This is a genomic window from Serratia sp. CY74737 (assembly GCF_052166775.1).
Classification (GTDB): Bacteria; Pseudomonadota; Gammaproteobacteria; order Enterobacterales; family Enterobacteriaceae; genus Serratia; species Serratia ureilytica.
This window is the reverse complement of sequence record NZ_JBJNOF010000006.1, coordinates 213,737-234,772: the sequence shown is the minus strand read 5'-3', so window position 1 is coordinate 234,772 and position 21,036 is coordinate 213,737. Positions and strand designations below refer to the sequence as shown.

General features: G+C 60.9%; 18 protein-coding genes, 1 tRNA gene and 1 pseudogene. 9 read left to right on the top strand and 11 right to left on the bottom strand.

From position 1 onward, the window contains the following. Positions 1-95: 95 nt before the first annotated feature. On the bottom strand, positions 96-455 hold the full coding sequence (gene folB / locus ACJ8PE_RS10560) for a bifunctional dihydroneopterin aldolase/7,8-dihydroneopterin epimerase (protein WP_015379095.1): 360 nt from the start codon (positions 453-455) through the stop codon (positions 96-98). Positions 456-562: 107 nt separating this feature from the next. Here folB and plsY point away from each other — a divergent pair, with 107 nt between their 5' ends. Continuing rightward, positions 563-1,207 carry a glycerol-3-phosphate 1-O-acyltransferase PlsY gene (plsY, locus tag ACJ8PE_RS10555; RefSeq protein WP_033644590.1) on the top strand — a complete coding sequence of 215 codons (645 nt, stop codon included), beginning with the start codon at positions 563-565 and terminating at the stop codon, positions 1,205-1,207. Between the two features lie 30 nt (positions 1,208-1,237). Here plsY and tsaD read toward each other — a convergent pair whose 3' ends face one another. After that, the gene (gene tsaD / locus ACJ8PE_RS10550) at positions 1,238-2,251 is read right to left on the bottom strand and encodes a tRNA (adenosine(37)-N6)-threonylcarbamoyltransferase complex transferase subunit TsaD (RefSeq protein WP_004937199.1); all 1,014 of its coding nucleotides are present in this window, start codon (positions 2,249-2,251) and stop codon (positions 1,238-1,240) included. A gap of 325 nt (positions 2,252-2,576) precedes the next feature. Between tsaD and rpsU the strand changes: the two genes are divergently transcribed. The 3 genes from rpsU (at position 2,577) to rpoD (ending at position 6,676) form a co-directional block, all read left to right on the top strand. Next, positions 2,577-2,792 (top strand): 30S ribosomal protein S21, encoded by a 216-nt coding sequence (gene rpsU, locus ACJ8PE_RS10545; RefSeq protein ID WP_001144069.1) that lies wholly within the window; start codon positions 2,577-2,579, stop codon positions 2,790-2,792. Between the two features lie 136 nt (positions 2,793-2,928). Next, entirely contained in the window at positions 2,929-4,677 is a 1,749-nt protein-coding gene (gene dnaG / locus ACJ8PE_RS10540; protein ID WP_025304325.1) for a DNA primase, read from the top strand. Positions 4,678-4,834: 157 nt separating this feature from the next. Next, positions 4,835-6,676 carry an RNA polymerase sigma factor RpoD gene (gene rpoD, locus ACJ8PE_RS10535; protein WP_025304326.1) on the top strand — a complete coding sequence of 614 codons (1,842 nt, stop codon included), beginning with the start codon at positions 4,835-4,837 and terminating at the stop codon, positions 6,674-6,676. 55 nt (positions 6,677-6,731) lie between these two features. On the opposite strand, the gene ACJ8PE_RS10530 is transcribed toward rpoD, so the two are convergent. Together ACJ8PE_RS10530 and mug are read right to left on the bottom strand one after the other, a co-directional pair. Continuing rightward, a complete protein-coding gene (locus ACJ8PE_RS10530) occupies positions 6,732-7,184 on the bottom strand; it encodes a nuclear transport factor 2 family protein (RefSeq protein ID WP_197759917.1) in 453 nt (150 codons plus the stop codon). A 16-nt stretch (positions 7,185-7,200) separates the two neighbouring features. Next, positions 7,201-7,689 carry a G/U mismatch-specific DNA glycosylase gene (gene mug, locus ACJ8PE_RS10525; RefSeq protein ID WP_129993429.1) on the bottom strand — a complete coding sequence of 163 codons (489 nt, stop codon included), beginning with the start codon at positions 7,687-7,689 and terminating at the stop codon, positions 7,201-7,203. Positions 7,690-7,835: 146 nt separating this feature from the next. On the opposite strand from mug, the gene ACJ8PE_RS10520 reads away from it, so the two are divergent. Continuing rightward, a tRNA-Ile gene (locus ACJ8PE_RS10520) sits at positions 7,836-7,911 on the top strand. A gap of 112 nt (positions 7,912-8,023) precedes the next feature. On the opposite strand, the gene ACJ8PE_RS10515 is transcribed toward ACJ8PE_RS10520, so the two are convergent. Continuing rightward, positions 8,024-8,239, bottom strand: a complete 216-nt coding sequence (locus ACJ8PE_RS10515) for a hypothetical protein (protein ID WP_033644548.1) — start codon at positions 8,237-8,239, stop codon at positions 8,024-8,026. A gap of 265 nt (positions 8,240-8,504) precedes the next feature. After that, a complete protein-coding gene (locus ACJ8PE_RS10510) occupies positions 8,505-9,140 on the bottom strand; it encodes a hypothetical protein (RefSeq protein WP_060660224.1) in 636 nt (211 codons plus the stop codon). 175 nt (positions 9,141-9,315) lie between these two features. Between ACJ8PE_RS10510 and aac(6') the strand changes: the two genes are divergently transcribed. Beyond that, positions 9,316-9,756, top strand: a complete 441-nt coding sequence (aac(6'), locus tag ACJ8PE_RS10505) for an aminoglycoside 6'-N-acetyltransferase (RefSeq protein ID WP_033651281.1) — start codon at positions 9,316-9,318, stop codon at positions 9,754-9,756. On the opposite strand, the pseudogene ACJ8PE_RS10500 reads toward aac(6'), so the two are convergent. Next, positions 9,757-10,424: pseudogene (locus ACJ8PE_RS10500) on the bottom strand (HPP family protein). A gap of 162 nt (positions 10,425-10,586) precedes the next feature. Here ACJ8PE_RS10500 and yfcF point away from each other — a divergent pair. Next, positions 10,587-11,222 carry a glutathione transferase gene (gene yfcF, locus ACJ8PE_RS10495; protein WP_197759914.1) on the top strand — a complete coding sequence of 212 codons (636 nt, stop codon included), beginning with the start codon at positions 10,587-10,589 and terminating at the stop codon, positions 11,220-11,222. A gap of 73 nt (positions 11,223-11,295) precedes the next feature. Here the strand turns inward: yfcF and ACJ8PE_RS10490 are convergent, their stop codons facing one another. From ACJ8PE_RS10490 to ACJ8PE_RS10480, 3 genes are read right to left on the bottom strand one after another with little or no spacing between them, the layout of a single operon-like run. After that, positions 11,296-12,537, bottom strand: a complete 1,242-nt coding sequence (locus ACJ8PE_RS10490; protein ID WP_103101387.1) for an aromatic amino acid transport family protein — start codon at positions 12,535-12,537, stop codon at positions 11,296-11,298. Between the two features lie 58 nt (positions 12,538-12,595). After that, positions 12,596-14,050, bottom strand: a complete 1,455-nt coding sequence (locus ACJ8PE_RS10485; RefSeq protein ID WP_342192843.1) for an NAD-dependent succinate-semialdehyde dehydrogenase — start codon at positions 14,048-14,050, stop codon at positions 12,596-12,598. A 12-nt stretch (positions 14,051-14,062) separates the two neighbouring features. Then, entirely contained in the window at positions 14,063-15,328 is a 1,266-nt protein-coding gene (locus ACJ8PE_RS10480; RefSeq protein ID WP_016930169.1) for a 4-aminobutyrate--2-oxoglutarate transaminase, read from the bottom strand. 121 nt (positions 15,329-15,449) lie between these two features. Here ACJ8PE_RS10480 and pdxR point away from each other — a divergent pair, with 121 nt between their 5' ends. After that, positions 15,450-16,922: a MocR-like pyridoxine biosynthesis transcription factor PdxR gene (gene pdxR, locus ACJ8PE_RS10475; protein WP_197759912.1), complete on the top strand. Its 1,473-nt coding sequence runs from the start codon at positions 15,450-15,452 to the stop codon at positions 16,920-16,922. A gap of 22 nt (positions 16,923-16,944) precedes the next feature. Here pdxR and ACJ8PE_RS10470 read toward each other — a convergent pair whose 3' ends face one another. Next, complete coding sequence (locus ACJ8PE_RS10470) at positions 16,945-18,564, bottom strand: ABC-F family ATP-binding cassette domain-containing protein (RefSeq protein ID WP_197759911.1); 1,620 nt, start codon at positions 18,562-18,564, stop codon at positions 16,945-16,947. A gap of 424 nt (positions 18,565-18,988) precedes the next feature. On the opposite strand from ACJ8PE_RS10470, the gene ACJ8PE_RS10465 reads away from it, so the two are divergent. After that, positions 18,989-21,010, top strand: a complete 2,022-nt coding sequence (locus tag ACJ8PE_RS10465; RefSeq protein WP_197756120.1) for an oxidoreductase — start codon at positions 18,989-18,991, stop codon at positions 21,008-21,010. Positions 21,011-21,036: the final 26 nt, after the last annotated feature.

Below are 21,036 nucleotides of genomic sequence, written 5' to 3'. Positions count from 1 at the left end.
AAAAAAGCGGCAATGCTTAAAGACAATGCCGCTAAAACAATTCTCAGGATTAAGACCAGGTTAACGGTCTTTCGTTGCAAGCAGATGACATAAAATCATGCGGGACGGGTGCCGCGCTCAATGATCACGCCGACCCGATTGGCATGTGCTACAGCGCCCGGTTTGCTGACCTTAATACGGACCCAGGGGGAATTGAAGCGCTGGAGCAAAATTTCAGATATTTCCTCCGCCACGCGCTCAACCAGCGCGAACCGGTTCGACTCCACGTGTTGGATCACGGCATCGCTGACGTCGGCATAGCTCAGACAGTCATTTACGTCGTCGCTGGCGGCGGCCGGCCGGTTATCCCAGCCCATTTCGATATCGAACACCAGCTTCTGACGAATGCCCTGTTCCCACTCATAAACGCCAATGGTGGTAATTACGGTAAGCTCTTCAATAAATACGATATCCATCACGTCATTCTCTGTTTTTGGCCTTGCCGGATACCACTTCCAGCGGAATGTGCGTATTATCCATAGATGTTGCGAGTAAAACGACCATTATTAAACGGAACCGCGTTATGAGTGCTACCGCGCTTGGCATGATTATCTTCGCGTATCTGTGCGGCTCGATTTCGAGCGCGATCCTGGTTTGCCGGATCGCCAGGCTGCCGGACCCGCGTGAGCATGGCTCAGGAAATCCCGGGGCGACCAACGTCCTGCGCATCGGCGGCCGGCTGGCGGCGGCGGCGGTGCTGGTGTTCGATATTCTGAAAGGGATGTTGCCGGTCTGGCTGGCCTACAAACTCAATGTACCGCCGCTGTATCTGGGCCTGACGGCGATCGCCGCCTGTCTTGGGCACATCTATCCAGTGTTCTTCCACTTCCGCGGCGGTAAAGGCGTGGCGACGGCATTTGGCGCCATCGCGCCTATCGGCTGGGATCTGACCGGCCTGATGACCGGCACCTGGCTGCTGACGGTGTTGCTCAGCGGCTACTCTTCGCTCGGCGCCATCGTCAGCGCGCTGATCGCCCCGTTCTACGTCTGGTGGTTCAAACCGCAGTTCACCTTCCCGGTGGCGATGCTCTCCTGCCTGATCCTGATGCGGCATCACGACAATATTCAGCGCCTGTGGCGCGGCCAGGAAGGCAAGATTTGGGGCAAGTTCCGCAAGAAGAAAAACGACGCGGATGAGGATAACGGCGACCAGCCGAAAGACGAATAACGTAAGGGCCGGATAATCCGGCCCTTTGTTTTATACCGCAGGCAGTTCCGCCAGCGGCCAGCGCGGCCGCACCGACACGCTCAGCTCCGGGTTGGCGCCGCTCTTCAGCCGCACCATGCCGGCATAGGCGATCATCGCGCCGTTGTCGGTGCAAAATTCCGGGCGAGCATAGAACACTTCCCCGCCGCGTTTCTGCATCATCTCCGCCAGTTTGGCGCGCAGCGTGCGGTTAGCGCTCACGCCGCCGGCCATCACCAGGCGTTTGAAGCCGGTTTGCTCCAACGCGCGTTTGCATTTGATCGCCAGCGTATCCACCACCGCATCCTCGAAGGCGCGGGCGATGTCGGCACGCGTCTGATCGTCGTTGCCGTTGGAGCGGATGGTGTTGGCGGCGAAGGTTTTCAGGCCGGAGAAGCTGAAGTCCAGCCCCGGACGATCGGTCATCGGCCGCGGGAAGGTGAAACGCCCCGCCGTGCCCTGCTGCGCCATCTTCGACAGCATCGGCCCGCCGGGATAATCCAGGCCGAGCAGCTTGGCGGTTTTGTCGAACGCTTCGCCGGCGGCATCGTCGATCGACTCGCCCAGCAGTTCATATTCACCGATGCCGGTGACGCTGATCAGCTGAGTGTGGCCGCCGGAGACCAGCAGCGCGACGAACGGGAACGCCGGCGGGTTATCTTCCAGCATCGGCGCCAGCAGGTGGCCTTCCATGTGGTGCACCGGCACCGCCGGCACGTTCCAGGCGAACGCCAGCGCACGCCCGACGGTAGCGCCGACCAGCAGCGCGCCTACCAGGCCCGGCCCGGCGGTATAAGCCACGCCGTCGATATCGGCCGGGGTCAGGTTGGCCTCTTTCAGCGCCGCCTGAATCAGCGGCACGGTTTTGCGCACGTGATCGCGGGAGGCCAGTTCCGGCACCACGCCGCCGTAGTCGGCGTGCAGCTTCACCTGGCTGTATAATTGGTTGGCCAACAAACCGGTTTGATCGTCATACACTGCAATTCCGGTTTCATCGCAGGACGTTTCTATACCCAGTACTCGCATTACATTTCCCATCATTCACGTGCGGCCGCCAGTCTACCACATTCCGTCGCATTTACCGCCGATGCGGCGCATCTTGTCACCGGCTTGCGCCTATGTCGATGATTCATCCAGAAAATGCCCGAGCGATTAAACACGAGCATTTTTTTCTGATTAGTCTATAATCAGCGCCCGGTGCAAAATTGCGCACGTTGCGGCAGAGCGACGCGGGTTTCAATTTGCGGTGATGCTTTACAAAGCAGCATCCATTGGAGTAAAATTCCGCACCATTTTGAAAAGGCTGGCGCTTGGCCAGCAGCAAACCGAATTTTATTGAGGTGAGAGGCACATGCCGGTAATTAAAGTACGTGAAAACGAGCCATTTGACGTTGCTCTGCGTCGTTTCAAACGCTCTTGCGAAAAAGCGGGTGTTTTAGCTGAAGTTCGTCGTCGTGAGTTTTATGAAAAACCAACTACCGAACGTAAACGCGCTAAAGCTTCTGCTGTGAAACGTCACGCGAAGAAACTGGCTCGCGAAAACGCACGCCGCACTCGTCTGTATTAATTCTTCGGGGGCAACCCCACCGCGTGAATTTCTGATTTTCAAAATCGCGCAGACCGAGTAGTTGCATACGAAGGCCGTGCTTTCCGAAAGGAATGCGCGGCTTGTTCTCGTTTATAGGCTAATGAAGTAAGGGCTTATGGCTGGACGAATTCCGCGCGTATTTATCAATGACTTGCTGGCTCGCACCGACATCGTCGATTTGATCGACGCCCGCGTGAAGCTCAAGAAGCAAGGCAAGAACTACCACGCGTGCTGTCCGTTCCACCACGAAAAGACGCCTTCATTTACCGTTAATGGCGAAAAGCAGTTTTATCACTGTTTTGGGTGTGGTGCGCACGGCAACGCCGTCGACTTTTTGATGAATTACGACCGACTCGAGTTTGTCGAAACCATCGAAGAGCTGGCGACCATGCACGGGTTGGAAGTGCCTTACGAAGCGGGCACCGGGCCGACCCAGATCGAACGCCATCAGCGCCAGAGCCTATACCAACTGATGGAACAGCTCAGCGCGTTCTATCAACAGTCACTGCAGCAGTCCTCCGGGGCACCGGCGCGCAGCTATTTGCAGCAGCGCGGATTAAGTGACGACGTTATTCGCCATTTCGCCATCGGCTTCGCGCCGGCGGGATGGGACAACGCCCTGAAGCGTTTCGGCCGCGACGCCGACTCGCGCCGCGCATTGAACGATGCCGGCATGCTGGTGACTAACGATCAGGGGCGTTCGTACGACCGTTTCCGCGAACGGGTGATGTTCCCCATCCGCGACAAGCGCGGGCGCGTCATCGCCTTCGGCGGCCGCGTGCTGGGCGACGGCATGCCCAAGTACCTGAACTCGCCGGAAACCGAAGTTTTCCATAAGGGCCGCCAGCTGTATGGCCTGTATGAAGCACAGCAGAATCACCCTACCCTGCAGCGGCTGCTGGTAGTGGAAGGGTATATGGACGTGGTGGCGTTGGCGCAATTCGGCATCGATTATGCCGTCGCCTCGCTCGGAACCTCGACGACGGCTGAACACATTCAGCTGCTGTTCCGCGCCACCGACAACGTCGTCTGCTGTTACGACGGCGACCGCGCCGGCCGCGAAGCGGCCTGGCGGGCGCTGGAAACAGCGCTGCCGTACCTGAACGACGGGCGCCAGCTGCGGTTCATGTTTTTGCCCGATGGCGAAGACCCGGACACCCTGGTGCGCAAGGAAGGCAAAGAAGCCTTCGAACAGCGAATGGAGCAGGCGCAGCCGCTGTCCACTTTCCTGTTCGAAAGCCTGCTGCCGCAGGTGGATTTGAGCAGCCCGGACGGGCGCGCCAAGCTGAGCACGCTGGCGCTGCCGCTGATTACTCAGGTGCCGGGCGAAACGTTGCGCTTGTACCTGCGTCAGGAGCTCGGCAACAAGCTGGGGCTGCTGGACGACAGCCAGCTCGACAAGCTGATGCCCAAGCAGGCTGAAAATGCGAATCCTTATCAGGCGCCCCAGCTAAAACGCACAACCATGCGTATACTGATAGGGTTACTGGTGCAAAATCCGCAGTTGGCTACACTTATCCCTTCGCTGGAAGGGTTGGAGCAGACCAAACAGGCGGGATTGCCGCTGTTCGTCGAACTGGTGCAGACCTGTTTGGCGCAGCCGGGCCTGACAACCGGGCAATTGCTGGAGCTGTATCGCGACAACAAATTCAGCCAGCAGCTTGAAACCTTGGCGACCTGGAACCATATGATCGTTGAGGACATGGTCGAACAGACCTTTTTGGATACGTTGGCCAGCCTGTACGACTCGGTGCTCGAGCAACGGCTGGAAACGCTGATCGCGCAGGCCAGAACGCGCGGCCTGAGCCCGGAGGAACGTGAAGAAGTCCGTTCCCTCAACCAGGTTTTAGCGAAGAAAAACTGAATACCAAACGGCTTAAGTGCCGATAATTGCGAGGGCAGAGCCCTGCACAGTGCCGCCATAGTGGGCCGCGGCGATAACGAAAACGCCCCAAATGCTATTGTTGGCGGTTTCGCCGACCGACACCAACCTAAATACTCTGAAGTGTGGATACCGTCTTATGGAGCAAAACCCGCAGTCACAGCTGAAGCTACTTGTCACCCGTGGTAAGGAGCAAGGCTATCTGACCTATGCTGAGGTCAATGACCATCTGCCGGAAGATATCGTCGACTCCGATCAGATCGAAGACATCATCCAGATGATTAACGACATGGGCATCCAGGTGATGGAAGAAGCACCGGACGCCGATGACCTGCTGCTCGCCGAAAACTCGAACAGCACGGACGAAGATGCGGAAGAAGCCGCCGCACAGGTTCTGTCCAGCGTGGAATCCGAAATCGGCCGCACCACCGACCCGGTGCGCATGTACATGCGCGAAATGGGTACCGTCGAACTGCTGACGCGCGAAGGCGAAATCGACATCGCCAAGCGCATCGAAGACGGCATCAACCAGGTGCAGTGCTCGGTTGCCGAATACCCGGAAGCCATCACCTACCTGCTTGAGCAGTACGATCGCGTCGAAGCGGGCGAAGCGCGCCTGTCCGATCTGATCACCGGCTTCGTCGATCCTAACGCGGAAGAGGACATCGCCCCAACCGCGACCCACATCGGTTCCGAACTGTCGAGCGAAGAGCAAGACGACGACGAAGAAGATGAGGATGCCGAAGACGACGACACCGAAGACGACAACAGCATCGATCCTGAGCTGGCGCGTCAGAAGTTCGCCGAACTGCGCGATCAGTATGAAGCGACGCGTCTGGTGATCAAAAAGAACGGCCGCAGCCACGCCAGCGCCGCGGACGAGATCCTGAAGCTGTCTGAAGTGTTCAAGCAGTTCCGCCTGGTGCCGAAACAGTTCGACTTCCTGGTCAACAGCATGCGCACCATGATGGATCGCGTTCGCACCCAGGAACGCATCATCATGAAGCTGTGCGTTGAACAGTGCAAAATGCCGAAGAAAAACTTCGTCACCCTGTTCGCCGGCAACGAAACCAGCGACTCCTGGTTCGAAGCCGCACTGGCGATGGCCAAGCCATGGTCGGAAAAGCTGAAAGACGTTGCTGAAGACGTGCAGCGCAGCCTGCAGAAACTGCGTCAGATCGAAGAAGAAACCGGCCTGACCATCGAGCAGGTCAAAGACATCAACCGTCGCATGTCGATCGGTGAAGCGAAAGCTCGCCGCGCGAAGAAAGAGATGGTTGAGGCCAACCTGCGTCTGGTTATTTCCATCGCCAAGAAATACACCAACCGCGGCCTGCAGTTCCTGGATCTGATCCAGGAAGGCAACATCGGCCTGATGAAAGCGGTAGACAAGTTCGAATACCGCCGCGGCTACAAGTTCTCGACGTACGCCACCTGGTGGATCCGTCAGGCTATCACCCGCTCCATCGCCGACCAGGCGCGCACCATCCGTATCCCGGTGCATATGATTGAGACCATCAACAAGCTCAACCGTATTTCGCGCCAGATGCTGCAAGAGATGGGCCGCGAGCCGACGCCGGAAGAGCTGGCCGAGCGCATGCTGATGCCGGAAGACAAGATCCGCAAGGTGCTGAAGATCGCCAAAGAGCCAATCTCGATGGAAACGCCGATCGGCGACGACGAAGATTCGCATCTGGGCGACTTCATCGAGGATACCACCCTCGAGCTGCCGCTGGATTCCGCGACTTCGGAAAGCCTGCGTTCCGCCACCCACGACGTGCTGGCCGGCCTGACCGCGCGCGAAGCGAAAGTGCTGCGCATGCGTTTCGGCATCGACATGAACACCGACCACACGCTGGAAGAGGTTGGCAAGCAGTTTGACGTTACCCGTGAGCGTATTCGTCAGATCGAAGCCAAGGCGCTGCGCAAGCTGCGTCACCCAAGCCGCTCCGAAGTGCTGCGCAGCTTCCTGGACGACTAAGTCCGGCGGTTGCACTCAAAACAAAAACCCCGGCCTGCCGGGGTTTTTTTATGCCTCAGAACATGCTGTTGCCGCTGGCGGTCTTCTCCGGCACCGGCTGCGTCACGTCCCAGTGCTCGACGATTTTTCCGGCGCTGTCGAGACGGAAGATATCGACGATCGCCGCCGTCTTGCCGGCTTCGCGCCCGCTGACTTCCACATGCAGAATCACGTAGTCGCCGTCGACGAACGCCTGTTTTACCTCACTGTGCGAGTTGGGGTAACGCGTTTTCAGCAGCTCGACAAATCGACGAAAACCCGCCACGCCGTCTTTGGCGTTGGGGTTATGCTGCTTGTACTGTTCCCCCAAAAACGGCCGCGCCGCCGCAAAATCCTTGTTGTTCAGCCCCTGCTGATAAAACTCCAGCACGTTCTGCTTGTTGCGCGCTTCCTGTGGCGAATGCCCCGCCTGTGCAGCGCCGGTCACCAATAACAGCGCCATCACACAGCCTTTCATTATCGATGTCATCGCATACTCCCTTGTGTCATTGCAGCGCCAGGAACAGCTCGCGATAGCTGGCGGTAAGCTGCTCCAACGTGGCGCGGTTCAATCCGCTGGGGTTGGGCAATACCCACACCTCGGTTTGCCCCAGCATCATCGCCTGCTTGCCCCAGGGCGCGTTTTTCACCCCGAAGGCGGTGGCGAACGCCTGCTTGCCTAAAATCGCCAGCGCGCGCGGCTGGTAGCGCAGGATCTTCTCTTGCAGCGCCTCACCGCCGCTGCGCAACTCGTCACGCGACAGCTCGCTGGCCGCCACCGTCGGGCGCGCCACCAGCGCGGTAATGCCGCAGCCGTTATCCTTCAGCTGCTGCCACTGCTCCGGTGCCAACTGGCTCTCGGTAAAGCCGGCCTGATGGATCACCTTCCAGAAGCGGTTGCTGCCGTTGGCGAAAGGGTAGCCCTGATGGGCGGAAGAAAGGCCGGGGTTGATGCCGCAAAACACCACCCGCAGGCCAGGCGCCAGAAGTTCCATGAGTATCGTGAGTCCATTGCAGGGATTTACTGCGGTTATCGCAAAATCCGCCAGCAATTACAACAGGCTAGAACTGTGCAGAAAAGCAACATACGGGCGGGTAACAGTAGACCGCCGCTTAAGGATTCCCTATAATCTCGCGGCTTGGCCCCTTAGCTCAGTGGTTAGAGCAGGCGACTCATAATCGCTTGGTCGTTGGTTCAAACCCAACAGGGGCCACCAAATTTTTGCTTTAAAATCATATAAAAAAGCCACTTTTCTCGAAGTGGCTTTTTTATTTCTTGCTCACAGTGGCGGTAAAATGGCGGCAGTATGCCAACACTCTCAGCTATCTTTACCCTCTTAACCAGCCTATAGCCAGACTTACCAGGAAGCCGGCAAAGAAGATCGCGACAGCCGCAGCGATAGATTTCCACCACTCATCAAACCAGAACAAGGCAACAAATGCCGCTATAGAGAACAGGCCAATGACTATGGACTCAGCCAAGTCAGCAGTTTGTCGGCCAACAAATTTAACGAACTTCACAAGAAAGGATTTTAGCCAGTTCATTGATTTTATTACTTAACGATAGGAAGTCATCATCACTTAACCATTAGTTAAAATCCAACCGCTGGCTTTTGATTGATCCATCCGCTATCGGTCACCTCTTACAAGGCTACACAAAGCAATAGTGACAAACACCAGTAACAGGAATATTGCCGCGCTCAGAATTCGTTGCCACCATTCGTCGAACCAGAACAGTGAGCCAAACGCAGCGACAGAAAATATCCCGCCCAAAATCGCTTCCACAAGGTGCGACAATCCTTTACCGAGCTTACTGCCCCAAGACTTTAGATAGCTCATGATTCACACCTTCACAGAACATTTTCGATTTGCTGGTATAGGCAACAAAGGGTTCAAGATACTCCTCCGCCAGAAAGTAGATCATGTCCAAATTTCGTGGCGTGAGCTTATGGTACGTTGAGGGATATTGTTCCCGCAAACGACGCGAAGAAACGGCGGCCTGTTCAATAATTCCTTGTAAAAGAATGATGTTTAGCCCAGCAATGGTGACACCTTTGAATACCCATTTGAAAAGTGTGCTGCCGATAACCTTTTTCAAAATATGGTGTGTGATTTGCTGAACCAGAATGAACTGCGTCCCCATACGTCCTGTAAGATAACCCTCTACATGGTTTAATTTTTGGCTTAGCACGGTTTGTGTTTGCAGATCCATCCGCTGATAGCAGTCACGGATAATCACCGCTATCAGCTCACGTAGCGGGGCTTCGATACCATAGCCGGCACGAACGACCTTGATGAACCGTTCCGTTTCGATTTCATTGCGGCGCTTAAGCTCTCGACCGCCGAGCCCTGCTCCCTGCCATGTCCTACGAGCACTATAGGCAATGCCCCTTGGTAAAGACTCTATTCCCTCAAGAATTCCTTGAGCTACGGCTTTCGCATCCATAACAATCCCTTATCAGCGCCCTGGCCGTACCCTATACTAACTTCGCTTAAAATATCAACACCCCTTTCATCCTAATGAAGGGCGCCCCTCGGCATAATGGCTTTTTTGTTTCCCGCTGCCGTGCCACACTTCCCTCTCGGCATTCCTGATTTATTCCGACTCATAAGGCCCCTGCATGATCGTCAACTGCGACCACGACAACCTTGATGCCTGGCTGGCGCTGCGCTCGGCGCTGTGGCCCACCTGCCCGCGGGAAGAACACCGCGCAGAAATGCGCGAAATATTGGCTTCGCCGCACCACACCGCGTTTATGGCGCGGGGGCTGGACGGCGCTTTCGTTGGCTTTGCCGAGGTCGCGCTGCGCTACGATTATGTCAACGGCTGCGAATCGTCGCCGGTGGCGTTTTTGGAAGGGATCTATACCATCGAACGCGCCCGCCGCCAGGGCTGGGCGGCGCGTTTGATCGCGCAGGTGCAGGAGTGGGCCAAGCAGCAGGGGTGCAGCGAGCTGGCGTCGGATACCGATATCGCCAATCTGGACTCCCAGCGCCTGCATGCGGCGCTGGGCTTTGCAGAAACGGAACGGGTGGTGTTTTACCGAAAAACGCTTGGCTGATCAGGCGGCCTTGCTTTGCCGCTGATGCGCCAGCTGCTCGGCGCGCAGCAGGATCTCCTGCAGATCGTCCTCGTCGATATCGAACAGATCTCCCTCCATCAGCGCCTCGTGCAGATCGGCGCGGGTGATGGCAACGGCATCGATCGGCAGATTGGCCGGCTTGGCCTCCGCCGGCGCCAGCGCGTGCGGGTAGCGTCGCCCGGCCAGGTTATTGAACAGAATGGCCAGCACCGCCAGCAGCACCGAGTTCAGCAGCACCGGGTACAGCACAAAGTGATAGCCCATCTGGTGAATACCGGGGCCGCCGAGGATGGCGGTCAGCGCCACCGCCGCCGCCACGCCGCAGGCCAGGCCCGGATCGGATCGGGGATCAGCAGACCGACGCTGACGCCCACCGTCGCCGCCAGCGCATTGCCGCCGACGATCGACCAGGGCTGCGCCAGCGGGCTGTTGGGCACGCCGAACAGCAGCACCGCCGAAGCGCCCATCGGCGCGATAAACCACAGGTTCACCTCACCCAAAATAAAGTGGCTGATCCAGCCGGCGAGCATCAGCCCCAAACCGGCACCGACGCTGGAAATCAGCATCTCTCGCTTGCCCACCGCCAGCGGGTGCGGCCACAGGCGCGCAACTCCCACTCTTACCCGTTCTATCCACTGCGTCTTCATGTTACCCGATACGGCTCAATTCACGTGTTGGCAACAAATATATCACGTCGCGCCAGCGCCGCCGTCCGCCGCGTCATAAAAGAACTTTTAGGCTAACAGATTGATTTTTAGCCTCCCCTCAACAATGATGAATGTTCCCCCCTTAACCCCGAGGAACCGCCGATGTCTCAACCGATCATCGAACTTTACACCGACAGTGAATTTTTCAGCCCGTACGCCATGTCCGCCTTTGTCGTGCTGACGGAAAAAGGCATTCCGTTCACCGTGAAGCCGGTGGACCTGGCGAAAGAAGAGAACAAAGAGGCGGCCTACGCGGCGCTGTCGCTCACCCGCCGGGTGCCGACGCTGGCGATCGGCGAGTTCCAGCTCTCGGAGTCTTCGGCGATCGCCGAATACCTGGAAGACATCCACCCGGCCCACGCCGTATACCCGCGCGACGTGAAGCTGCGCGCCAAGGCGCGCGAGATCCAGGCCTGGCTGCGCAGCGATCTGCTGCCGATCCGCGCCGAGCGCTCGACCGAGGTGGTGTTCAACAACGGCAAGTTCCCGTCGCTGTCCGAAGCCGCGCAGGAGGCCGCGCGCAAGCTGATCGCCGCCGTAGAAAAACTGCTGAGCCACGGGCAGGACAATCTGTTCAGGGAGTGGTGCATCGCCGACACCGATCTGGCGCTGATGCTCAACCGGCTGGTGATGCACGGCGACCCGGTGCCGGAGCGCGTGCGCCACTATGCGCACAAGCAGTGGCAGCGCCCGTCGGTGCAGGCCTGGCTGGCGTTGTCGGAAAAACGGCGCGCCTGAGAAAAAAATCGGCGGCCACGACGCCGCCGTTCTCAATGCCGAGAAACAACATCACTGCTTGAGGGAAGGCAAATCACCATCCAGAGGGCAGATAGCCTAACAATGAAGCGATGGCGTACACCGCGCTGGCCAGATACAGCAACACAATGCTGATCTGCAGCAGCGGATGTGTGATCCAGTTACACTGCCAGCGTGGGGTTTGGTCGCCGTGTTTGCGCGCGCCGCGCAGGATCAGCATCGGCATGATCGACAGGATCACCCCGCTGAACACCCCGGCGAAGTAGAGCGCGTTGACGAACGACACCAGCCCGCTGTAGGCCAGCGCGAACGGCGGCACCACCACCAGCAGCAGCACGCCGAAGCGGCGCAGCGGCAGCTCGTCGTTGCCCAGCCGGAACTTGTCGAAAATATTGGTCAGGAAGCTGCCGCCCAATCCCCAGTACGAGGTCAGCATCGCGCACAGCGCAAAGATGTTGGCGGAGAAGAACGCCCACTGCCCCAGCGCCTGGCCCCAGGAAATAGTGGCCACGTCGGAGATGTCATTCAGCCCGCTGAGCGCAATCACCGACATCGGTACCGCCGCCAGCAAAATGAACGTCACCACCATGCCGACAATGATCGCCTTCGGCAGTTGCTCCGGTTTGTCGGCAAAGCCGCGCGCCATTTCCGGCACGATGTATTGCGCCGAGAAGCAGAACACCACCACGTTGAACACCGGCACCATATAGCGCCAGTCGCCGTCCAACAGGTTGCGCATCTGGGTGGTGTCTTTCAGCAGCGTCGCCGCCACCAGTGCGGTCAACATCACCACCATGCCGATGCTGATGAACTTCTCGCCGCGGCCAATCGCTTTCAAACCGAGGTACAGCACGCCGGCGGCGGGCACGAAGAACAGCAGGCTGCCCAGCGCCGGCGAGATGCCGAACAGCGATTGCAGCAGCTTGCCGCTGCCGGTCATATAGGCGGTGAGCGCCCCAACGCTGTTGACGCACACCGAAGCGAACATCAGCCAGGCGCCCAGGCCGCCGACGTAGCGCTTCGCCAGCCCGCTCAGCTGCAGATGCGCGCGGGTGCGCAGCGTGGATTCGGCAACGTACAGCATGGTGATGGTGGTCAGGCTTCCCACCAGCACCAGCCAGAACAGCAGCGGCAGAAAGCCGGCCTTGCTGGAGGCGTAGGCGATGGAGAGCACCCCGGCGCCGATGTTAGTGCCGACGATCATCGCCACCCCTTCGAGGAAACTTAACGATTTGGCGGGTGCAGGTGCTCGCACCCCGGCGGCAAGCGCCGGAGAAACAGAGATATTATCAGACATGCATCATCCTTTATCGCCCGGCGACGCTGGCCGCCGGGATGGGTTAACGTCCTGACGCTCAACAGCTCACATCGATACACAGGTATTTCAGCTCCAGATATTCTTCTATCCCGTAGCGCGATCCTTCACGCCCGAGCCCTGACTGTTTCACGCCGCCGAACGGCGCCACTTCGTTGGAAATCAGCCCGGTGTTGATGCCGACCATGCCGTACTCCAGCGCCTCCGGCACGCGCCACTGGCGCGCGGCGTTCTGCGTGAACAGGTAGGCGGCCAGGCCGAATTCGGTGTCGTTGGCCATGGCGATGGCTTCTGCCTCGTCATGGAAGCGGAACAGCGGCGCCACCGGCCCGAAGGTCTCTTCTTTGGCGAAGCGCATCTTCTGCGTTACGCCGGTCACCACCGTTGGCTGGAAGAAGGTGCCGCCCAGCGCGTGCGGCTGGCCACCGGTGGCGATCTGCGCCCCTTTGATCAGCGCGTCGTCGATATGGCTCTGCACCTTCGCCACCGCATCGCTGTCGATCAGCGGCCCCTGGGTGGTGCCTTCCTGGCTGCCGTCTCCCACTTTCAACTGCTCGACCGCCGCCACCAGTTTCTCCGCCAGCCGCTCGTAGATGCCGTCCTGCACGTAGATACGGTTGGCGCACACGCAGGTCTGGCCGCTGTTGCGGAATTTGGAGGCCATGATGCCCGCTACCGCCGCGTCCAGATTGGCGTCGTCAAACACGATGACCGGCGCGTTACCGCCCAGCTCCAGCGACAGTTTCTTGATGCTCGGCGCGCACTGCGCCATCAGGATGCGGCCGACCTCGGTCGAACCGGTAAAGCTCAGCTTGCGCACCACCGGGCTGTCGCACAGCACCTTGCCCACCTGCGCCGCTTCGCCGGTCACCACCTGCAACACGCCGGCGGGAATGCCGGCGTCCTGCGCCAGCTTCGCCAACGCCAGCGCGGTCAGCGGCGTTTGCTCGGCCGGTTTGACGATGATGGCGCAACCGGCCGCCAGCGCCGGCGCCACCTTGCGGGTGATCATCGCCGCCGGGAAATTCCACGGGGTGATGGCCGCGCACACGCCGATCGGCTGCTTCACCACCACCAGACGCTGCGAAGCCTGCGGCGCCTGCAATACCGCGCCGTCCACCCGCTTGGCCTCTTCGGCGAACCAGGTGATGAACGACGCGGCGTACGCCACTTCGCCGCGCGCTTCCGCCAGCGATTTGCCCTGCTCGGCAGTCATCAGCTGCGCCAGATCTTCCTGTGCGGCCAGCACCTTGTCGGCCCAGGCCAACAGCAGCGCGGAACGCTGCTTGGCGGTCAGCTGTTTCCACTCGTTTTGCGCCCGCTGCGCCGCCGCGATCGCCTGCTGGGTTTCCTCTTCGCTGACCAGCGGAATGCTGGCCAGTTCGACGCCGGTGGCCGGGTTGATCACCGCTTCACGTTTGCCGCTCAGGGCATCGCACCACTCGCCGTTAATCAGACACTGGCTGCGCAACAGCTCGGGATTATTCAATTTCATGCCGATCGCTCCTTAGTGGGCCAGCGCGCGGGACAGAATGCCCATCGCCTTGGTGAACTGATCGTCCGGGATGGTCAGCGGATAGAGGAAGCGGATCACGTTGCCGTTCACGCCGCAGCTCAGCAGCAGCAGCCCTTCCTCCATCGCCTTCTGCTGCACCTGACGGGTGATCTCCGCCGAAGGCTTGCCGGTAGCCGGATCGTTGAACTCCACCGCCACCATCGATCCCTGCGCGCGCACATCGGCGATCGCCGGGCTGGTTTTGCGCGCCTGCTGGAGCACTTCCACCAGGTGCTGCCCCAAGCGCTGAGCGCGCTGGCACAGCTGCTCTTCTTCGATCACGTCCAGCACCGCGTGCGCGGCGGCCACCGCCAGCGGGTTACCGGCATAGGTGCCGCCCAGCCCGCCCGGCGCCGGCGCGTCCATCACCTCGGCGCGGCCCGCCACCGCCGACAGCGGCATGCCGCCCGCCAGGCTTTTCGCCATAGTGATCAAATCGGGCTTAACGCTGTAGTGCTCCATGGCGAACAGCTTGCCGGTACGGGCGAAGCCGGTCTGCACTTCGTCGGCGATCAGCAGGATGCCGTGCTGGTCGCACAGCGCGCGCAGCGCCTGCATGAAATCGGCCGGCGCTACGTTGAAACCGCCCTCGCCCTGCACCGGCTCCAGCACAATAGCCGCCACCTGCTTGGGATCGATATCCGCTTTAAACAGGCGATCCAGGCTGTTCATCGCGTCTTCGGTGGTCACGCCGTAGAGCGCGTTCGGGTACTGGCCGTGGAACACCGAGCCGGGGAATGGGCCAAAGCCCAGTTTGTAAGGCGCCACTTTGCCGGTCAGCGCCATGGTCATATAGGTGCGGCCGTGGAAGCCGCCGCCGAAGGTGATCAAGCCCGGACGGCCGGTGTAAGCGCGGGCGATCTTCACCGCGTTTTCCACCGCTTCCGCGCCGGTGGTGAAGAAAGCGGTTTTACACGGGCCGGCGATCGGCGCGCGCTGGTTGATGCGCTCCGCCAAAGAAACATAGCTTTCGTAAGGAACGATCTGATAGGCGGTGTGGGTGAAGGCCTGCAGCTGCTTTTCAATTGCGGCGATCACCTTCGGGTGACGGTGCCCGGTGTTCAGCACGGCGATCCCCGAAGCAAAGTCGATCACTTCTTTGCCTTCCACATCCCACAGCGTGGCGTTCTCTGCGCGCTCGGCGTAAAAACCACACATCACGCCCACTCCGCGCGGGGTGGCGTCCTGACGGCGTTGGTTCAATTCTGCGTTTTTCATGCTGTTCTCTCCGGTCGGTGCCAGTTACACGTTTCGTTCACATTCGTGAAACAATGCCGTTTATTTACACAGGATGTGGCCCTATAATCGAGTGCCAGTTACGAATAATTGAGGGATCCAATTGCGTTCATTGAGTGGTGATCTGTTGCTGCAGCGCCTCGGCGAACAGCCCGAAGACAAGCTGCACAAGCGGCTTTACAACGCGATCCGCACCAGCATTCTCGACGGCAGCCTGCCGCCCTCCAGCCGCCTGCCCGCCTCACGCGATCTGGCGCAGGAGCTCAGCCTGTCCCGCAACACCGTGTTAACCGTTTATGAACAACTGCTGGCGGAAGGCTACGTGTCGGCGCGCGCCGGCAGCGGCACCTTCGTCGCCGACACGGTGCCGGACAGCTGCCTCTCCACCGGCGGCGCCCCGGCGGACGGCAGCGGGCAACCGCGACGCGTCGAACTGTCGGCGCGCGGCGCCACGCTGCTGCACCACGCCAGCGCCAGCCCCAAACAGTGGGGGGCATTCATTCCCGGCGTGCCTGACGTCAACGCCTTTCCCCATCAGCTGTTCAGCAAGATCCAGGCGCGCCTCAGCCGCCGCCCAACGCCGCAGCGGCTGACCTACAGCAATCAGGGCGGCAGCCCGGAGCTGCAGCATGCGTTGGTGGAGTATTTACGGGTAGCGCGCTCGGTGCGCTGTTCGCCGGAACAGATCCTGATCACCGAGGGCATCCATCAGGCGATCGATCTGGTGACGCGCATGTTGTGCAATCCGGGGGATGACGCCTGGATCGAAGAGCCGGGCTATTGGGGGATCCGCAATATTCTGCGCATCAATGCGCTGAACATCTGCCCGCTGGCGGTGGACGAAGCCGGGCTGGTGCCGCCGGAGCAGCCGACCAACCCGCCGCGGCTGATCTTCGTCACCCCGTCGCACCAGTATCCGCTCGGCTCGGTGATGAGCCTGGCGCGCCGCCAACGGCTGCTGGCGCTGGCGCGCAACGCCGGCGGTTGGATCGTCGAGGACGACTACGACAGCGAATTCCGCTTTTCCGGCCAACCGATCCCGGCGCTGCAAGGGCTGGAAGCCGACGCGCCGGTGATTTACATCGGCACCTTCAGCAAAACACTCTACCCGGCGCTGCGCCTCGGCTATGTGGTGTTGCCGCCGCCACTGGTGCAGGCGCTGAAAACCGCCCACGCCGAGCTGTACCGCGGCGGGCACCTGCTGATCCAGAGCGCGCTGGCGGAGTTCATCCAGGCGGGGCACTACACCGCGCACATCCGCCGCATGCGGCTGCTGTACGCCCGGCGGCGCGCCTTCCTGACCGGCTTGATCGAACGGCACCTCGGCAAACAGGCGCTCAGCGAGTTCAACAGCAACGCCGGATTGCACCTGATCCTCAACCTGCCGGACGAGGCCGACGACATGGCGATCGCCGCCGCCGCCGGCGCGCAAGGGGTGCTGGTGCGGCCGCTGTCGCGCTACTACATGCTGCCCAATCGGCGGCGCGGCCTGCTGATGGGTTTTGCCTGCGTGCCGGAAGAGCAGATGGCCGCCGCCTTCACCCAACTGCTGGCGTGCATCAACGCCCCGCACTAAGTCAGAGCGCCGCCCACCTGCCTCACCAGGCCTGAAGCCACCAGCCGTCTGCCTGTCGGTGCAGGCGGTGCGTCGGCCGCAGCGCCTGCAGGAAGTCTTCGTCGTGCGACACCACCATCATCGCGCCGGGGAAATCCGCCAGCGCGGTTTCAATCGCCAACGACGACGCCAGATCCAGGTGGTTGGTCGGCTCGTCGAGCAACAGCAGCTGCGCCGGTTGTCGCCGCCACAGCGCGCAGGCCAACGCCGCCTTGAGCCTTTCACCGCCGCTCAGCGAGCCCAGCGGCAACGCGATGCGATCCGCGCCAAGCTGCAACTGCGCCAGCCGGGTGCGCAACGCGCCTTCCGCCAACGGCGAATCCTGTAGCCCCAGATGCTCCATCACCGACAGGCCCGGGTCGAGCTGCGACAGGGTTTGATCGAGGTAGGCGGTCGACAGCGGACAATGACAATGGCCGGAAAGCGCCGCCAGCCGGCCGAGAATGGTCTTCAGCAAAGTGGATTTGCCGCAGCCGTTGGGGCCGGTCAACGCCACGCGCATCGGGCCGTCGATACGCAGATCGAGCGGCGGCGCGCTGACGAACGGCAGCTGCAGCCGCTCGAGCACCAGCACCTGCTTGTTCGCGTTCACTTCACTGCCCGGCAGCGCCAGCAACACCGGCTGTTCCTCTTCCACCCGCTGGTAGGCTTCGCGCACCGCCGCATCGAGGCTGTCGCGCCGATCCTGATGCTGTTTGCGCAGCGTGCCGAGGCTCTCTTTCGCCGCCGACTTGTAGGCCACCCGCTCGAAAGAGGCGATATTCAGCGTATCGACGACGCGCAGCGTTTGCGCCGAGCGCCGCTGGCTCATGTCGTGCTCTTTCTGTTGGCGGGCGCGGGTGCGGCGGCGCTCCTCGCGCGCATGCTCCAGATCGGCGCGCGCCGCCTGCTGCTCCGTATCGCGCTGGCGCCGGTAGTCATCATAGTTGCCGCCGTAGCTGCGCAGCGCGCCGGGCGTCAGTTCGACGATGCGCTCCATGCGCGCCAGCAACTGCCGGTCATGGCTGGCGATCAGCAACCCGCCCCGCCACTGATCCAGCTGCTGATACAGCCAGGCGCGCCCGACGCTGTCGAGGTGGTTGGTCGGTTCGTCCAGCAGCAGAAAATCCGCCTCGCCGAGCAAGGCGCCGCACAGCGCCGCGCGCATCCGCTCGCCGCCGCTCAGCGAACCGGCGGATCGCAACGGATCGAAGGCCGGCAGCCCGGCAGCGGCGAAGGCGTTTTGCAGGCGATCGTGGAGATCCCATCGCCCTTCCAGACGATCGATATCGTCCGCCAGCGGCCGTCCCTGCTCGAGACGCGCCAGCGCGGCGAACGCCTCGCCATAGCCCAACAGCTGGGCCAGCGTGGTGTCCGCGGCGATCTCCGGTTGCTGTGCAACGTAAGCTACTGCGGCATGAGATTCGACGTGCCCGTTGCCCGGTTGATCCAGCCCGGCGATCAGGCGCAGCAGCTGGGTTTTGCCGACGCCGTTGCGCCCTACCAGGCCGCAGCGCTGCCGGTCGAAAGCGAGATCCAGCGGGCCGAACAGCGTTTCGCCGTCAGCAAATTGGCAGATCAGTTGATGTAAAACGAAATAAGGGGACTGCGCTGAATGAGCCATAAGCACTCCTGAATGAGATCAAAACATCCCCACAGGGCGCGAGAGCGCACAGCGTGGGACACGATATCAACAGGTGTGGGTGTTCATTTTCGGTAATGACTCCGCAGAGAGAAGGAATTTACAACGCGTAAAGGCTAACCGATCTTTTGTTCGTTATGCAAACAGAGTCTGAGATTCATGACATCTATCACATTCGGCGCAACGCAGATTCCCAAGCGGCGCGACAACGGCTAGATTTATCTCATCCGACCACTTGTGTTCACATAATAATAACAGATGCTCATCCCCAATCGCTTTCAACCTGCAGCTAGGCGGCAAGTTCGGGCGTTCCCAGGAGCTTACTCAAGTAAGTGACTGGGGCGAGCGAACGCAGGCAACAACGCTGCAGGTTGAAAGAGGCGGGGGATGAACGATGGAGAGTGCAATGAGCAATTACCCTCACCTGCTGGCGCCGCTGGATCTCGGCTTCACCACCCTGAAAAACCGGGTGCTGATGGGATCGATGCATACCGGCCTGGAAGAGCTGCCCGACGGCCCGCAGCGCCTGGCCGCGTTCTATGCCGAGCGCGCCGCCGCCGGCGTGGCGCTGATCGTCACCGGCGGCATTGCCCCGAACGAACAGGGCGTGGTGTTTCGCGGCGGTTCGATCCTCAACAGCGAGGAGCAATTGCCTCACCACCGCCCGGTGACTGAAGCCGTCCACCGGGCGGGCGGCAAAATTGCGCTGCAGATCCTGCACACCGGCCGCTACAGCTATCAACCCAAGCTGGTGGCCCCTTCCGCGCTGCAGGCGCCGATCAACCCGTTTACGCCGAGCGCGCTCAGCGCAGCGGAGATCGAGCAGACTATCGCCGACTTCGCCCGCTGCGCGGCGCTGGCGCAGCAGGCCGGCTATGACGGCGTTGAGGTGATGGGATCCGAGGGCTATCTGATCAACCAATTCTTGACGACACGCACCAATCAGCGCGACGACCAATGGGGCGGCAGCTTCACCAACCGCATGCGCTTCGCCGTCGAAACCGTCAGGGCGGTACGCCAGGCCGTGGGCCCGGAATTCATTCTGATCTACCGGCTGTCGATGCTCGATCTGGTGGAAGACGGCTCCAGCTGGCAGGAGATCGAGCAGCTGGCGCTGGCGATCGAACAGGCGGGCGCCACGATCATCAATACCGGCATCGGCTGGCACGAAGCGCGCATCCCGACCATCGCCACCATGGTGCCGCGCGCCGGATTCAGCTGGGTGACCCGCAAGCTGATGGGCAAGGTCAGCATCCCGCTGATCACCACCAACCGTATCAACGATCCGGCGGTGGCCGAGCAGGTGCTGGCGGACGGCTGCGCCGACATGGTGTCGATGGCGCGTCCGTTCCTCGCCGACGCCGCCTTTGTGCAAAAAGCCGCCGAGGGGCGCGCCGACGAGATCAATACCTGCATCGGTTGCAACCAGGCCTGCCTCGACCAGATCTTTGAAGGCAAGCTGACTTCCTGTCTGGTCAACCCGCGCGCCTGCCGTGAAACCGAAATGCCGCTGACGATGGCGGAAAAGCCGAAAAAACTGGCGGTGGTCGGCGCCGGCCCCGCCGGGCTGGCGTTTGCCACCACCGCCGCCAGCCGTGGTCATCAGGTAACGCTGTTCGACGCCGCCGAGCAGATCGGCGGCCAGTTCAACATCGCCAAGCAAATCCCCGGCAAGGAAGAATTCCATGAAACCCTGCGTTACTTCCGCCGTCAGCTGGCGCTGCGTGAAGTGACGGTCAAACTGGGCGCCAAAGTCGAGGCAGCGGATTTAAGCGAATTCGATGAGGTGATCCTCGCCTGCGGCATCGTGCCGCGCACCCCGGATATTCCCGGCATCGGGCACGCCAAGGTGCTGAGCTATCTGGATGTGCTGCGCGATAAAAAACCGGTCGGCCAGCGGGTGGCGATCATCGGCGCCGGCGGCATCGGCTTCGACACCGCCGAGTACCTTAGCCAGCACGGCGTCTCCAGCAGCCTGGATCAGGCGGAATTCAACCGCGAATGGGGCATCGACGGCCGCCTTGAACAGCGCGGCGGGCTGGCGGCGCAAGGCCCGCAGGCACCACGCGCCGCCCGGCAGATCTACCTGTTGCAGCGCAAAACCAGCAAGGTGGGCGAAGGCCTGGGGAAAACCACCGGTTGGATCCACCGCGCCAGCCTGGCGATGCGCGGCGTGAAGATGCTCAATAGCGTCAGCTATCGGCTGATCGACGACGAAGGGCTGCACATCACCCGCGCCGAGCAGGACAGCTGCCTGCCGGTAGACACGGTGGTCATTTGCGCCGGGCAGGAACCGCGCCGCGAACTGCAGCAGCCGCTGCTGGCGATGGGGAAAACCGTGCATCTGATCGGCGGCGCCGACGTGGCCGCCGAGCTGGACGCCCGCCGCGCGATCGATCAGGGCACGCGGCTGGCGATGACGCTGTAAAAAAGGGGCGCATCGCGCCCCTGATA